This is a genomic window from Mesorhizobium sp. RCC_202, from assembly GCF_041355295.1.
Classification (GTDB): Bacteria; Pseudomonadota; Alphaproteobacteria; order Rhizobiales; family Rhizobiaceae; genus Mesorhizobium.
This window is the reverse complement of sequence record NZ_JBFUPO010000016.1, coordinates 84,884-100,490: the sequence shown is the minus strand read 5'-3', so window position 1 is coordinate 100,490 and position 15,607 is coordinate 84,884. Positions and strand designations below refer to the sequence as shown.

The 15,607-nt window shown below is 62.5% G+C and carries 12 protein-coding genes; 1 reads left to right on the top strand and 11 read right to left on the bottom strand.

Annotated elements, in window-relative coordinates:
* Positions 1–47 precede the first annotated feature (47 nt).
* The 10 genes from pyc to AB6802_RS27695 all read right to left on the bottom strand — a co-directional run bounded on the left by pyc (position 48) and on the right by AB6802_RS27695 (position 14,354).
* Complete coding sequence (gene pyc / locus AB6802_RS27740; protein WP_371013400.1) at positions 48–3,506, bottom strand: pyruvate carboxylase; 3,459 nt, start codon at positions 3,504–3,506, stop codon at positions 48–50.
* Between the two features lie 272 nt (positions 3,507–3,778).
* Positions 3,779–4,897 carry a branched-chain amino acid ABC transporter substrate-binding protein gene (locus AB6802_RS27735; RefSeq protein ID WP_371013399.1) on the bottom strand — a complete coding sequence of 373 codons (1,119 nt, stop codon included), beginning with the start codon at positions 4,895–4,897 and terminating at the stop codon, positions 3,779–3,781.
* Positions 4,898–5,034: 137 nt separating this feature from the next.
* Positions 5,035–5,382 carry a DUF6867 family protein gene (locus tag AB6802_RS27730; RefSeq protein WP_371013398.1) on the bottom strand — a complete coding sequence of 116 codons (348 nt, stop codon included), beginning with the start codon at positions 5,380–5,382 and terminating at the stop codon, positions 5,035–5,037.
* A gap of 14 nt (positions 5,383–5,396) precedes the next feature.
* Positions 5,397–6,125, bottom strand: coding sequence for an ABC transporter ATP-binding protein (locus AB6802_RS27725; RefSeq protein ID WP_371013397.1), 729 nt, complete (start codon positions 6,123–6,125; stop codon positions 5,397–5,399).
* Positions 6,125–7,540 carry an ATP-binding cassette domain-containing protein gene (locus tag AB6802_RS27720; RefSeq protein ID WP_371013396.1) on the bottom strand — a complete coding sequence of 472 codons (1,416 nt, stop codon included), beginning with the start codon at positions 7,538–7,540 and terminating at the stop codon, positions 6,125–6,127. Before AB6802_RS27720 ends, AB6802_RS27725 begins: the two co-directional genes overlap by 1 nt.
* Positions 7,540–9,324: a high-affinity branched-chain amino acid ABC transporter permease LivM gene (gene livM, locus AB6802_RS27715; protein WP_371013395.1), complete on the bottom strand. Its 1,785-nt coding sequence runs from the start codon at positions 9,322–9,324 to the stop codon at positions 7,540–7,542. The genes AB6802_RS27720 and livM overlap by 1 nt, the downstream gene beginning before the upstream one ends.
* Before the next feature lie 4 nt (positions 9,325–9,328).
* Complete coding sequence (locus tag AB6802_RS27710) at positions 9,329–10,231, bottom strand: branched-chain amino acid ABC transporter permease (RefSeq protein ID WP_371013394.1); 903 nt, start codon at positions 10,229–10,231, stop codon at positions 9,329–9,331.
* 789 nt (positions 10,232–11,020) lie between these two features.
* Entirely contained in the window at positions 11,021–12,022 is a 1,002-nt protein-coding gene (locus AB6802_RS27705) for a 4-hydroxyproline epimerase (RefSeq protein WP_371013393.1), read from the bottom strand.
* A 74-nt stretch (positions 12,023–12,096) separates the two neighbouring features.
* The gene (locus tag AB6802_RS27700) at positions 12,097–13,404 is read right to left on the bottom strand and encodes an NAD(P)/FAD-dependent oxidoreductase (RefSeq protein WP_371013392.1); all 1,308 of its coding nucleotides are present in this window, start codon (positions 13,402–13,404) and stop codon (positions 12,097–12,099) included.
* Between the two features lie 14 nt (positions 13,405–13,418).
* A complete protein-coding gene (locus AB6802_RS27695; protein ID WP_371013391.1) occupies positions 13,419–14,354 on the bottom strand; it encodes a dihydrodipicolinate synthase family protein in 936 nt (311 codons plus the stop codon).
* 69 nt (positions 14,355–14,423) lie between these two features.
* On the opposite strand from AB6802_RS27695, the gene AB6802_RS27690 reads away from it, so the two are divergent.
* On the top strand, positions 14,424–15,128 hold the full coding sequence (locus AB6802_RS27690) for a GntR family transcriptional regulator (RefSeq protein WP_371013390.1): 705 nt from the start codon (positions 14,424–14,426) through the stop codon (positions 15,126–15,128).
* A gap of 122 nt (positions 15,129–15,250) precedes the next feature.
* On the opposite strand, the gene AB6802_RS27685 is transcribed toward AB6802_RS27690, so the two are convergent.
* The gene (locus AB6802_RS27685; protein ID WP_371013389.1) at positions 15,251–15,553 is read right to left on the bottom strand and encodes a hypothetical protein; all 303 of its coding nucleotides are present in this window, start codon (positions 15,551–15,553) and stop codon (positions 15,251–15,253) included.
* Positions 15,554–15,607: the final 54 nt, after the last annotated feature.

Below are 15,607 nucleotides of genomic sequence, written 5' to 3'. Positions count from 1 at the left end.
TGTGGACGACTGCTGTCAGTCGACCATTCGACTTCTAGTTCAAGCCGTCACTTGAAGGCGACGAGAAGATCCTTGGCATCGATCTGGTCGCCGGCCCTGACCAGCACTTCGGCGATCTCGCCGTCGCGCTCGGCATGGAGTGCCGTTTCCATCTTCATCGCCTCGATCGACAACAGCACATCGCCCGCTTTGACCGCCTGTCCGGACGCCACGGCGAGTGCCGAGACCACGCCAGGCATCGGCGCGCCGACATGCGCTTCATTGCCGGGCTCGGCCTTGCGCCGCGCCTTGGCCGCCGATGCGCCATGCGCCCTGTCCGGCACTCTCACGCGGCGCGGCTGGCCGTTGAGCTCGAAGAACACTGTGACCATGCCCTTCTCGTCGACATCGCCGAGCGCCAGGCAGCGCACGACCAGCGTCTTGCCTTTCTCGATGTCGAGGAAAATCTCATCTTCCGACTTCATGCCGTAGAAATAAGTCGGCGTCGGCAGCACGCTTACCGGCCCGTAGGTTTCCTGCGCGGCGGCGAAGTCGGTGAACACCTTCGGATACATCAGCCACGAGGCGAATTCATATTCCGAGAGCTTGCGCTCCAGCTTTGCCTCGATGTCCTTGCGGCTGGCCTTGAGATCGGCCGCTTTCAAAAGCGAGCCCGGCCGCACGGTGATCGGCTTGTCGCCCTTCAACGCCTTCTTTTGCAGCGCCGCGGGCCAGCCGCCGGGCGATTGGCCGAGATCGCCGCGCAGCATCGACACGACCGAGTCCGGGAAAGCGATGTCCTTGGCCGGGTTCTCGACATCGGCGACGGCGAGATCCTGGCTCACCATCATCAACGCCATGTCGCCGACAACCTTGGAGGACGGTGTCACCTTGACGATGTCACCGAACATCAAATTGACGTCGTGATAGGCCTGCGCCACCTCATGCCAGCGCGTCTCGAGACCCAGCGAGCGCGCCTGCTCCTTGAGGTTGGTGAACTGGCCGCCCGGCATCTCGTGCAGATAGACCTCCGAGGCCGGCCCCTTGAGGTCGCTCTCGAAGGCGGCGTACTGGTTGCGCACCGCTTCCCAGTAGAAGGAGATGCGGCGGATCCATTGCGGGTCGAGGCCAGGGTCACGCTCGGTGCCCTTAAGCGCCTCGACGATGGAACCGAGGCAAGGCTGCGAGGTGTTGCCGGAGAAAGAATCCATCGCCGCGTCGATGGCATCGGCGCCGCTTTCCACCGCCGCCAGCACCGTTGCCGCCGACAGACCGGACGTGTCGTGCGTGTGGAAATGGATCGGCAGGTCGGTCGCTTCGCGCAACGCCTTGAACAGCACCCGCGCCGCGGCCGGCTTCAACAGGCCGGCCATGTCCTTGACGGCGATGATATGCGCGCCGGCCGCTTCCAGCTCCTTGGCCAGGCCGACATAATATTTGAGATCGTATTTGGCGCGCGCCGGATCGAGGATGTCGCCGGTGTAGCACATCGCCGCTTCGACGAGCTTGCCCTCGGCGCCGACCGCGTCCATGGCGACGCGCATGTTTTCGACCCAGTTCAGACAGTCGAAGACGCGGAACAGGTCGACGCCGCCGCTGGCTGCCTGTTTGACGAAATGCTGCACGACATTGTCGGGATAGTTGGTGTAGCCGACGCCATTGGCGCCGCGCAGAAGCATCTGCAGCAGGAGATTTGGCGCGGCTTCGCGCACTTGCGAGAGCCGTTCCCAGGGATCCTCGGTGAGGAAGCGCATGGCGACGTCGAAGGTCGCTCCGCCCCAGCATTCGAGCGACAAGAGCTGCGGCAGCGCCCGCGCATAGGTGCCGGCGATGCCGACGATGTCATGCGTGCGCATGCGCGTGGCAAGCAGCGACTGGTGGCCGTCGCGCATCGTCGTGTCGGTGACCAGCACCTGGCGCTGCTCGCGCATCCAGGCGGCGAACCTCTCAGGTCCGAGCACGTCGAGCCGCTGCTTGCTGCCGTCCGGGACATGACCGTTGAGATAAGGCACCACGGGCGCGGCTGCATTGGCCTTCGGCATCGGCCGGCCGCGTGTCTCTGGATGGCCGTTGACGCTGACATCGGCAAGGTAGTTGAGCAGCTTGGTGGCGCGGTCCTGCCGCTTCACCTGCTCGAACAGTTCCGGCGTCGTGTCGATGAACCGGGTCGTGTAGGAATTGTCGGCAAAGCGCGGGTGGTTGATGATCGCTTCGAGGAAGGTGAGGTTGGTGGCCACGCCGCGGATGCGGAATTCGCGCAGCGCCCGGTTCATGCGGGCGATCGCTTCGCCGGGCGTCGGCGCCCACGCCGTCACCTTCTCCAGCAGCGGATCGTAGAAGCGGGTGATGACGGCGCCGGAATAGGCGGTGCCGCCATCGAGGCGAATGCCGAAGCCTGCCGCCTCGCGATAGGCGGTGATGCGGCCATAGTCCGGAATGAAATTGTGCTCCGGGTCCTCGGTGGTGATGCGGCATTGCAGGGCGTGGCCGTTGAGCCGGATGTCCTTTTGCGCCGCAACGCCGGATTCCTTGGTGCCGATGGCGAAGCCGTCGAGGATGTGTATCTGCGCCTTGACGATGTCGATGCCGGTGACCTGCTCGGTGACGGTGTGCTCGACCTGGATGCGCGGGTTGACCTCGATGAAATAGAACTTGCCGGTGTCGGCGTCCTGCAGGAACTCGACCGTGCCGGCGCCGATATAGCTGGTCTCGCCCGCGATCTTCAGCGCGTAGCCGCAGAGCTCCTGGCGCAGCGCTTCGCTCAGGTAAGGCGCCGGCGCGCGCTCCACGACCTTCTGGTTGCGGCGCTGGATCGAGCAGTCGCGCTCGAACAGGTGCACGGCATTGCCGTGCGTGTCGCCAAGCACCTGCACCTCGACATGGCGGGCGCGCTCGATCAGCTTCTCGAGATAGACCTCGTCCTTGCCGAAGGCGGCCTTGGCCTCACGTTTGCCTTCCATGACCTCGCGCGCGAGGTCGGCTTCGGCGCGGATGGCGCGCATGCCGCGGCCGCCGCCGCCCCAAGAGGCCTTGAGCATGACCGGATAACCGACCTCGGCGGCAAGCTTCTTCACCGCCTCCATGTCGTCGGGCAGCGGATTGGTGGCCGGCACCACCGGCACGCCAACCTCGATCGCCAAATTGCGCGCGGCGACCTTGTTGCCCAACCTGCGCATCGTCTCCGGCTTAGGGCCGATGAAGGTGATGCCGGCTTCGCCGCAGGCCTCGGCGAATTCCGGGCTCTCCGACAACAGGCCGTAACCGGGATGGATGGCGTCGGCGCCGGACAGCCTGGCGACGCGGATCACCTCATCGATCGACAGGTAACTCTCGATCGGCCCCATGTCCTTGGCGAGATGTGGTCCACGCCCGACCTGGTAGCTCTCGTCTGCCTTGAAGCGATGCAGCGAATATTTGTCCTCCTCCGCCCAGATCGCCACGGTTTTAAGGCCGAGCTCGTTGGCCGCGCGAAAGACGCGAATGGCGATTTCGGACCGGTTGGCGACGAGGATCTTCGTGATGGCCAAGGACAGGGCTCCAGCAGCGTAAGGGAAGATAAACCGGCGCAATGATTAACGTGAAAATGCTGCAGTGCAAACAGAATCGCGCGACATCTAAAACGATTTAGGTCCCCTATTTGCGCCACCGGCATCGCTGTCGCCTTGCTGCCGCCAAGGAGAAGATCGCAAGCGGTGTTCCCAAGGCCAGTCAAGGCCGCCCGAAGGTCGGCCCATCGCGTCAACGAAAAATGCCCGGCGCAAGCGCCGGGCATCGCGAAAAGTCGACTTCTGTAGCCGGCTTATTTTTCGAAATAGCTGTACTTGCCGTCGTCGCCCTTCTTCCATTCGTAGATGACGTAGTCAGGACGGGTGATATCGCCCTTGGCGTCATAGCCGATGTCGCCGATGGCCGTCTTCCAGGTGTTGGCCCGGATCGTCTCGCCGACCTTCTGCGCGTCGTCGGCCGAACCGGTCTTGGCGATCGCCTGGGCGATGATCTGCACGGCGGCGTAGGAGTAGAGCGTGTAGGCTTCCGGCTCGAAGCCGGCAGCACGGAACTTCTCGACCACTTCCTTGGCGGCCGGATTCTTGCGCGGATCCGGAGCGAAGGTGTTGAGCGTGCCGGCAACGGCGTCGCCCGCGATCGAGGCCAGTTCGTTGGAGACGATGCCGTCACCCGAGAACAGTGGCGCCTTCAGGCCCTGGTCGGCCGACTGACGGATGATCAGGCCGGCTTCGGTGTGCAGGCCACCCCAGTAGATGAGCGTGACGCCGCTTTCCTTCATCTTGGCGATGAGCGCCGAGAAGTCCTTGTCGCCGACGTTGACGCCTTCATACATCACTTCCGTGATGCCGTTGGCGTTCAGGTTCTTCTTGGTCTCGTCGGCAAGGCCCTGACCGTAAGGCGTCTTGTCGTGGACGATAGCGATCTTGGCGTCCTTGAAGTTCTTGGCGATGTAGTCGCCGGCAACCTTGCCCTGCTGGTCGTCGCGACCGCAGGTGCGGAAGGTATTCCACATGCCACGCTCGGTGAACTTCGGGTTGGTCGCGGCCGGCGTGATCTCGAGGATGCCGTTCTCCTGATAGACTTCCGAAGCCGGGATCGAGACGCCCGAGTTGAAGTGGCCGTCGACGTACTTGACGCCATCGGCGACGAACTTGTTGGCCACCGAAATGCCCTGCTTGGGATCGGAGACGTCGTCACCGATCTCGAGCTTGAGCTGCTGGCCGTTGACGCCGCCCGCCGCGTTGATGTCGGCGATCGCCTGCTCGGCGCCCTTCTGCAACTGTGCGCCGAACGCAGCGTTCGGACCGGTGATCGGACCGGCAACGCCGATCAGGATATCCGCGGCCCACGCGCTGCCGCTGAACGCGACGAACGCGGTCAGCGCCACGGCGGACAAGAGTGATTTTTTCATTGAAACGCTCCCATTTACGGAGTGGGCGTGGATGACACTTTCATGCGATGCCCACCCTTATCGCAGAAAGCATAGAATGCCGATTTTCAGGCACTTGTCACGCCGATTCATCCCCGAAACGGCGTTAATGGTGAACGTCAACCTTTCGGTTTCCAGCTCAATAAGGAAGCTCTTTCATAGAGCCAATTATACTGTGTCACCATCTGGCTGGTGCGGGTGTATTGATAGCCGACAAAGCCCAATATCATCAGCACGATGGTATCGATGATGTAGTAGTGCAGCGAAAACATCGTGCCGCCGAACAAGGCATGATGGATAAACCTGATGCCGATGCCGAGGCCGAGCATGTAGAAGAACAACTGCACGTAGCTACGCCAGGTCTGTGCCGCCGCCTTGCCCGTCATCCAGGCCGCCCAACCGCCGAGCAGGCAGGTGACGAACAGAAACTGGAAGATATTGGCCTCTTCGTAGAGAATGCCTTGCATTATGGTGACCCTTATCAGTGATGTCCGCCTTCGAGATAGGCGGCGCGCACTTCCGGATTGGCGAGCAGTTCCTTGCCGGTGCCGCTCATCGTCACGTTGCCGTTGACCATGACATAGGCGCGGTCGGCGAGTTTCAGCGCACCGAAGGCGTTCTGTTCGACCAGGAACACGGTCAGCCCCTGGGATTTGTTGAGCTCGCGGATGGCGTCGAAGATCTGCTTGACGATCAGCGGCGCCAGGCCCAGCGACGGCTCGTCGAGCAGAAGCAGCTTCGGCCGCGCCATCAGCGCGCGACCGATCGACAGCATCTGCTGCTCGCCGCCCGACAGCGTGCCGCCACGCTGGCCGATGCGTTCCTTGAGACGCGGGAACAGCGTGAACACCTTCTCGACGTCCTCGTCATAGTGCTTGAGGTTGTCGAGGCTGGCGCCCATCTGCAGGTTTTCCATCACCGTCATGCGCGGGAAGATGCGGCGTCCTTCCGGCGATTGGGCAATGCGCATGCGGGCGATCTCATGCGTCGGCAACTGGGTGATGTCGGTACCGGCGAAAGTGATGGTGCCGGCACGGGCTCGGGGCGCGCCGAAGATGGTCATCATCAGCGTCGACTTGCCGGCGCCGTTGGCGCCGATCAGCGCCACGATCTCCCCCTGGTTGACGGAAACGTCGACGCCGTTCAGCGCCCGGATGTTGCCGTAAAAGGTCTGAACGCCCTTGATATCGAGCAGCGTTGTGCCGGCCATTATTTGCGCCCTCCACGCGTCGCGGGCTTGGCCGCCACTTCCTTCGCAAGCGCCTTGGCCTGGCCGATCCAGTCTTCGCGCGTGATGCGACCGTCAAAGGCAAGATAAGCTTCCGCCGCTTCGATATCGGTTTTCTTCCAGGCGGCGATCTGGTCGAAATGGAAGATGCCGTGCTCGTTGAGTTTTTTCTCGTTGACCGGGCCGATGCCTTTGATGCGGATCAGGCTGTCGGCCTTGCCGTCGCGCGGCGCATCGAGGCGGTTGGAGATGCCGCCGGCTTTCGCCGCAACCGGCGGTCTCGCTGGCGCTTTGGCAACCGGTTTCTTCGCCGCTTTCGCGACCGGCTTTGCCGGAGCGGGTTCCGCGGTTGGCGGCACGACCGGCACGCTGGCTATGGATGCGGCGCGCGCATCGACCTGAGCCGCTTTCGACGCGCCCTTCGACACCGTCACGCGCTCGCCCTCGCTGTGGCCGATCGTGTCGCTCACCGGCCCGGCGAGATAGGACGACGACGAACCGGGGCCATGCGCGGCGTCGGGACCGGTGTCGAGTTGCTCGATGACATCCTCATCGCCGACCTCGGTCAACACCGTCTCGACCTCCTCGTCGTCGACGCCGAGATAGGCGGCGATGACGCGCGGGTCGGTGCGGACCGACTGCGGATTGCCGTCGGAAATCTTGCGGCCATATTCCAGAACGACGACGTGATCGGAAATCTGCATGACCACCGACATGTCATGCTCGATGAGCAGGATCGACGTGCCGGTGGCCTTGATGCCCATCAGCAACTCGTTGAGGGCGGCCGATTCCTTCGGATTGAGGCCGGCGGCAGGCTCGTCGAGGCAGAGAAGCTCGGGCCCGGTGCACATGGCACGCGCGATCTCCAGGCGGCGTTGCGCGCCATAGGGCAGATCGCCGGCCGGATCGTCAGCGCGGTCGACCAGGTCGGCCTTTTCCAGCCAGTGCCTGGCGAGGTCGATCGATTCGGCCGAGGCCTTACGATAGCTCGGGAAACCGAACAGGCCGAGGAAGGTATAACCCGAGGCCTTCATCAGTTTGTTGTGCTGGGCAACCAGAAGGTTCTCGAGCAGCGTCATGCCGGAGAACAGGCGGATGTTCTGGAAGGTGCGCGCCACCTTGGCGCGTGCCGGGATCTCATGGTTGGGCAGACGCTCGAGCAGATAGGTCGAGCCGTCCTTCCGGTTGAGCGAGATCATGCCTTCCGACGGCTTGTAGAAGCCGGTGATGCAGTTGAACACGGTCGTCTTGCCGGCGCCGTTGGGGCCGATAAGCGCGGTGATCTCGCCGCGCTTGGCCTGGAAGGACAGATCGCCGATGGCGACCAGGCCGCCGAACTTCATCGACAGGTGCTCGACCTGTAGGATGATATCGTTCGTGGAAGCTTGCGTGTCCATCAGCCGTGTCCCTCCTTGGTGAAGGACGCAGAGACCGCTCTTCGCTCTTTCAGGAAGGCCGTCGGTTCTCGACTGCCGACAAAGCCGCGCGGCTTCCACAGCATGACGATGACCATGGCCATGCCGAACAGAAGCATGCGGTAGAGCTCAGGTGTGAAGTCTGAGCCCAAGCCGGGAAGCACCGTGACGTCGCCCCATTTCATCCCGACCTTCAGGAAATCAAGCTCGCGCAGGATTTCCGTGCCGCCGATCATCACCATCGCGGCGATCGCGATGCCGACGAGCGAACCCATGCCGCCGAGCACGACGATGGCCAGGATGATCGCCGATTCCAGGAAGACGAAGGATTCCGGGCTGACGAAACCTTGGCGTGCCGCGAAGAACGAGCCGGCGAAACCGCCGAACATCGCGCCGGTGGCGAATGCCGTCAGCTTGGTTGTCGTGGTGTTGATGCCAAGCGAGCGGCAAGCAATCTCGTCCTCGCGCAGCGCTTCCCAGGCGCGCCCGACGGGCAGGCGGCGCAGCCTGATCGTGACGAAGGCGGTGACAAGGCAGAGCCCTAGGATCAGATAATAAAGGAAGATCTTGTAGTAGGCGCTCGACGTAGCGAGGTGCAGCACCTTGGCGATGTAGTTCGGATCGGAAACATTAAAGGTCATCAGGCCGAAGAAGGTGACTTTCGGGATGCCAGTGATACCGGCTGAGCCGTTGGTCACCTCGCGCCAGTTGATCAGCACCAGACGGATGATCTCGCCGAACGCAAGGGTGACGATCGCCAGATAGTCACCGCGCAGCCTGAGCACCGGGAAGCCGAGCATGACGCCCCAGAGCGCGGCCATGGCGCCGGCGGCGGGCAGAAGGATCCAGAACGACAGGCCGTAATGCGTGCCGAGCAACGCATAGGCGTAGGCGCCGACCGCATAGAAGGCGACGTAACCGAGATCGAGTAGCCCGGCGAGACCGATGACGATGTTGAGGCCCCAGGCCAGCATCACATAGATGAGGATCTGGATGCCGAAATTGTCGACCAGCAGCAGCGAGCCTTGGAAACCGGCCACCCATGATCGCGACATTGCGGCGAGAACCAGCACCACGACAACCGGATAAAGCAGCAACGCCGCAAGGCCTAATATGGAACTGTTGGCACCGATAAATCTGCGAAAATAGAAAAACACCGAGGCCAAGGCATAGATGATAGCCAGTCCGCGCAGGAATCGGGAAAAGTCGGCAAGGAATGGTCCGAGCAATCCCTCGAGCGAGCCGGTCAAACTCAAGATGGACACCGCGACTGCTATGACGACGGCGCCAATGAAATACGGAAATTGGAAGACGGAGCCGCCGCGGGCACGAAAATAAACGAATACTGATACCAGGGCATAAACGGCCGCCAACCCGCAGAGGATTCGTAGAGAGCCGGCAACGAACGGCCCTAACCATTCAAACAAACCGGCCCAAGTCAAAATGGGCACCACGACCGCTATGACGACGGCCGCGATGAAATACGACAGCTTGAAGACCTGCGCGCGACCGGCCAAGCCGTAGGCGACGAAAAGAAAACGTCCGGCAGCCACGGCGATCACCACGATGGCGAGCAGAGCCCACCGCGGCACCAGGATCAGCTCATTGGAGATGTTCTGGTCGGTTTTCAGGCCGATGAAGAGCACGAACAGGCCGAGCGCGATGGCGCCGGCATAGAACCCTTCGCGCAGGGCGCGATGAAAGGGATTGGCGAGGGCATCGGGATTGGCGACAGCATCGCGCTGTGGAGAAACGGTAACCGCCATGATCTCAGACCTTTTCGACTTCTGGCCGGCCCAGAATGCCGGAAGGCAGGAAGATCAGCACGATCGCCAGGATCGAGAAGGCGGCGACGTCCTTGTAGTCGATGGAGAAATAGGCTGACCACATGCTCTCGATGAAGCCGATGAGCAGTCCGCCGAGAACGGCGCCCGGCAGCGAACCGATGCCGCCCAGAACGGCTGCGGTGAACGCTTTGACGCCCGGCGTGAAGCCGTCTGAGAACACCACGACGCCGTAATACATCAGGAACAGCGTTCCCGCGACGGCGGCAAGGGCGGCGCCCATGATGAAGGTGATGGAGATGGTGCGGTCGACATCGATGCCAAGCAGCGCCGCCATCTTGCGGTCCTGTTCGCAAGCGCGTTGCGCCCGCCCCAGTGAAGTTCTGTTGACCAGGTACCAGAACAGCACCAGCAGCGCCGCGGTCACCAGCACGATGATGATCTGCTTCAGCGAGACGCTGACACCGTCAAAGGTGTAGACCTGGCTGACCATCGGCGGGATCGGTTTGTTGCGCGGCCCTTGCGTGACCTGCACGAAATTGGAGAGCGCGATCGACATGCCGATGGCGGTGATCAGCGGCGCCAGCCGGAACGACCCGCGCAGCGGCCGGTAGGCCACCTTTTCGATCGTCCAGTTGTAGAGGCTGGTGAGAAGCATCGCTACGATCATCATGATCAGAAGCGCGATCACGACCGGCACCGAATAGAACAGCGCGCCAAGGATGAGGAAGACGATGAGGGCGGTGAAGGCACCGACCATGAAGATATCGCCATGGGCGAAGTTGATCATGCCGATGATGCCGTAGACCATCGTATAGCCGATCGCGATCAGGCCATAGATCGATCCCAGCGTCAGCCCATTGATAAGCTGCTGGACGAAGTACTGCATATTTACGCGGCTCCCCTGGAATGTCGCCTTCCCGGACGCATTCCTTTTCGTATTTCCCCTAGTCGTAAAGTTTCGAGCCCGGATTGCAACGTGATTTTTCAATCGCACTGCGTGTTTTGGAAGCACGCCGCCCGATTGCCCGTTTTTTCGCGCCCGACCCCTGGACTATCGCGGACCCTAGCATTGGCACAACGCAATGTCTTTGACGATTCAACCTTATGATGAGCCCCATTTCGAAGAAATCACCGTCAAAATAAGTTGATTGGGAGATTTCTTGCGCGAGCGAGAGTGCTTCGTTTGGGACCGTCGCTCATTCCGTTGGGTCAGGATTCTGCCTCGTGTGACGACCATATGACGCAGGGCGGCCCAGCTGAGGGCGGCCCTGCTGAAATAGAAAAAGCGCTGAAGCGAGATTTCAGCAAGCGGAGCCGGCTTGCCCATTGAGACTGTGCTTTTCAGTCCCCTTGAGCGGTGGATTGAAGACACTCGCCAAGGCCGGGATCGGCAGGGCCGAGGTCGGCAACGGCCCGGTCTTTGCCGACTTCAACATCATGGCGACGACCGTCATCGCCGGCCAAGGCGCAGCCCTTTGCCCGATCGAGGTTTTCGCGAGGAATTGCGGCGGGGCGACCTTATCGTTGTCTCCGACATTTCGACCGACGACGACAAGGGCTACTTCCTGACCATGTCGGCGCGGCCTTCGGCGGCCGAGGTCACCTTTGCCGACTGGTTTCGCGATCAGGTATCGACGAAGCAGAGGCAAAGCTCTGACGCGCGCTGGCACCCGCATCACGTAACGACAAATCCATGCGCGAACGGATCGCGGTCGTCGATGAAGATCGTGTTCAGTCCGGTCATCCGCGCCCAGCCGCCGATCGAGGGAATGATCGCCGGCTTGCCCGCGACGCTGACCTCTTTCTCGACTCGGCCCCTGAACAGCGAGCCGATGATCGATTCATGCACGAAGCTGTCGCCGGCCTTGAGCCTGCCCTTGGCGTGGAGCTGCGCCATGCGCGCCGAGGTGCCGGTGCCGCAAGGCGAGCGGTCGATCGCCTTGTCGCCGTAGAAGACGGCGTTGCGCGCATCGGCCTCGGCATTTGTCGGCTTACCGGTCCACAGCATATGCGACAGCCGGTTGATGCCCGGGTTCTCCGGGTGAACGAACGAGTATTTCTCGTTGAGGCGCTGCCGCACCACCGGGCTCCAGGCGATGAGGTCGCCCGCCGAATAGTCCGCCATGTCCTGGTAATTCTTCTGCGGCTCGACAATGGCGTAGAAATTGCCGCCATAGGCGACGTCGACGCTGATCTCGCCGACCACCGGGCAGTCCACCGTCAGGCCTTCGGCGTGAAGGAACGACGGCACATTGGTTATGCGCACCTCCTCGACATATTCGCCGACCTGTTTGTATTCCGCGATGACCAACCCGGCCGGCGTGTCGAGCCTGAGCACGCCCGGCGTCTTCGGCTTGATCAGTCCATGCTCGATCGCCATCGTCACCGTGCCGATGGTGCCGTGGCCGCACATCGGCAGGCAGCCCGAGGTCTCGATGAAGAGGATCGCGATGTCGCAGTCCTCGCGTGTCGGTGGGTAGAGGATCGAGCCCGACATCACGTCATGGCCGCGCGGTTCGAACATCAGTCCGGTGCGGATCCAGTCATATTCGGCAAGGAAATGCGCGCGCCGCTCCATCATCGTGGAACCCTGAAGCAGCGGTCCGCCGCCGGCAACCAGCCTGACCGGATTGCCGCAGGTGTGGCCGTCGATGCAGAAGAAGGATTTTTTGGCCATGATGCTCTCCAGAGCAATTTCAGGAAAAGTGTGAAGCGGTTTTCCGTCCGGAATTGCGTCAAATCAAGAGACTGTCAAAAACGCTGCGCGCGGAACGGGGTGAGATCGAGCGGCGGAGTCTGCCCGAGAACGAGATCGCGGATCAAGCGACCGGTCGCCGCCGACTGGGTGAGTCCGAGATGACCATGACCGAAAGCGTAGAAAACGTTCGGCACACGCGCCCGTCCAATCACCGGCAGCGAATCCGGCAGTGACGGTCGAAAACCCATCCATTCGCGACCGCCGGAAGGATCGAGCCCCGGCAGGAAGCGCTTGGCCTTCTCGAGCATGGCCTTGGATCGAGCGAAATTCGGCGGTCTCTCGATACCGCCAAGCTCGACGGCGCCGCCGACGCGCAATCCGGTTTCGAGCGGCGTGATGACGAAGCCATGGCCGGAAAAGATCAGCTGACGCTTCACGTCGAAGGCCGACACCGGCAGCGTCGTGTTGTAGCCGCGCTCCGTTTCGAGCGGGATGCGATCGCCGAGATTTTTGGCCAGCAGATGCGACCAGGCGCCGGCGGCGATGACGAGCTGTTTCGCCTTGCGCCTGTCGCCATCGGCCAGGACGATCTCTACGCCACCAGCACCGGCTTCGGCGCGATCGATCCGCGCCTGTTCGAAGCGGGCGCCAAGCCTTTCCGCATGGGACCAGATCGCCTTGCCCAGCAGTTTCGGATCGGCGACCGTCTTCCAGCCCGGCACGAAACTGCCCTTGATGAAGCGAGGCGACAGCCCTGGCTGCAGCGCCGCCATCTCCTCGCCTTCGACATGCCGGAAACCGATGCCGAACCGTGCGCGTTCGCGCCAGCCGGAAAGCGAGTTCTGGAATTCGGCCTCGCTCTCATAGAGTTCGAGCGAGCCGTCCTCGCGCAGCATCGGCCTTGTGCCTGAGCGCTCAAGCAGGCTCATCCATTCGGCTTCGGCAAGCCTCATCATGCCGACCTGGGCGGCCAGGCTCGTCTCATAATGCCTCGAGGCACCCGCGCGCCAGAAACGGATCAGCCAGGGCAGCAGTTTGGGCAGATAGGCCGGTGGGATGGTCAAGGGTCCGAGCGGATCGGCGAGCCATTTCGGCAATTGCCGGAGCATGCCCTTATGCGCCAGCGGCAGCACGTCGGAGAAGGCGAAGGCGGCGGCATTGCCGGAGCTCGTCTCCTCGCAAATGCCGGTGCGGTCGAAAACGGTGACGCTGCGCCCGGCTTCACTGAGGAAGGTCGCTACGCAGATACCGATAATGCCACCGCCGATAATGGCAATGTCTTCCCCTTCTCCCCGCTCAGTGAGAGAAGATGCCCGAAGGATGGATGAGGGGCGGCGCCCCTCCTCGGAATTTTCCTGCACGTCGGTGCTGTCCCTTATTCGGCCGCCACGAGCTTGTCCGCCGATCGGGAAGATGTCTGGAGCGAAGGCAGTTGCGGCCGCACCGCCAACGCATCCCGGATGATCTTCTCGACGGCCTTGCGGCGCTCGCCCGACAATGGCTGACGCGGCATGCGCACGCGGTCATTGGTATCGATTGCCAGCACTTCGGCAAGCTTGATGTTTTGGACCAAATAGGTCGAGACATCGAGATCGAGCAGCGGCCGGAACCAGCGGTAGATCGCCAGCGCCTCTTCACGACGGCCTTGCTTCATCAGCTGGTAGATCGCCACCGTCTCGCGCGGGAAAGCGGTGACCAGCCCCGCCACCCAGCCGACGGCGCCGACCGACAGCGCTTCGAAGGCGAGGTTGTCGACGCCGGTGAAGAGATCGAAGCGGCTGCCGAAGCGGTTGATGATCTCGGTCGAGCGGCGGATGTCGTCGGATGATTCCTTGATGGCCACGAAACGCTCGTCGGACGCCAGCTCCTCCATCATATCAATGCTGACGTCGACGCGGTAGGCGAGCCGGTTCGAGTAGATCATGACCGGCAGATCGCCGGCTTCCGCCACGGCCCGCAATGCGGCGACCGTCTCTTCCGGGTTGGTGTGATAGATCGGGCTTGGCACCACCATCAGCCCATCGGCGCCTTCCTTGGCGGCGCGCCGCGCGATGCTCGCCGCCTCGCGCGTTCCGGGCTCATTGACCGTGAGCAGCACCGGCTTCTTGCCGGCGACTTTCTGCGCCGTCTTCAGCACTTCGATCTTCTCGTCGGGCGACAGCATCGGCCCTTCGCCGAGCGATCCGCAGACGATGATGCCGTCGCAGCCGGCCTCCATCTGCAGCGCAAAGCAGCGCTCCATTTCGGCATGATCGAGGCGGTCGTCGGCCGTGAACTTAGTCGTGACGGCGGGGAAAACTCCGGTCCACATGGCTATCTCTCCGATTGATATATCAGTCGTATATCTATTAAGAGCTGGCTCGTCAACGCTGAATCCACTATGATATATGAAAAATATATCAGGAGCCCGTCATTGATCTCCCCACTGATATCCGTCGAGGCGAATGCGACCTTTGAGCCCGCGGCGAGCAAGGCCTATCGCACGCTCGAGCACATGATCGTCACGCTCGAACTGGCGCCGTCCAGCTTCGTCACCGAAGGCGCGTTGATCGACAAGCTCGGTCTCGGCCGTACGCCGGTGCGCGAGGCGATCCAGCGGCTCGCTTGGGAGGGACTTCTCGATGTGCGGCCACGCGCCGGCATCGCGGTAGCGCCGCTTCACGCCGGCGACTGGCTGCGGGTGCTGGACGCCAGGTGCGGCATCGAGGTGGTGCTGGCGCGCTCGGCCGCCCGCTTCGTCACCCGCGAGGCCGCCGACATGTTTCACGAGGCGGCGTTGGCGATGCAAAAGGCAGTGATCGCCGGCAACGTCCTTGCCTTCATCCAGGCCGACAAGGCGCTCGATGAGGCGCTGGCCATCGCCGCCGACAACCCATTCGCGGCGCGCGTCGCGGCGCCCCTGCAGAGCCACAGCCGTCGCTTCTGGTTCCGCTACAAAGCCGACACGGGCCTGGCCGAGTCAGCCGAACATCACGTCGCGCTCATCCGCTCGATCCTCGACGGCGACGAGGAAGCCGCCGCCAAGGATGCCAAAAAACTGATGGCGCTGCTGCGCGGCCACGCGGAGGTGGCGGCGACGCGGTAGGGCGTTTCGCCGAGACGGCGAACCGCTCTAACTATTTGCTTATGCAATTCCGGTCGAAACCGCTCACACTTTTGGTGAAATTGCCCTGATTTAAAATCGTGAGCGCGACCCTGCCTGATAGTTCAGGCGCCCGGCATCGCGGCAGTGATCGTCGGGGCGTCCCAGCCTTCGCCGGCGGACAGGACGCAACTCTGGCCTTTCGTGTCAGAGGCAAGCACGGTCCAGCTGCCCTGATCCGAGATGAAAATCTCAAGCACGACGTTCGGATTGATCAGGCCGCGCCCGGCCTCGCTCTCGTGAAATTTGTCGCCCAGCGCTTTGATGATGTCCGCGCGCGCCGCACATTGCCCGGCTGCGTTCGCCGGCGCGGCTCCACTGGCCACCGCCGCCGCTGCCAACATTGTCGCCACAAGAAATCGTGTCATCCGACACCTCCTCGCGCCAGACGAGAACCCCGGCTGCCACCGGCGCTGTTTGAT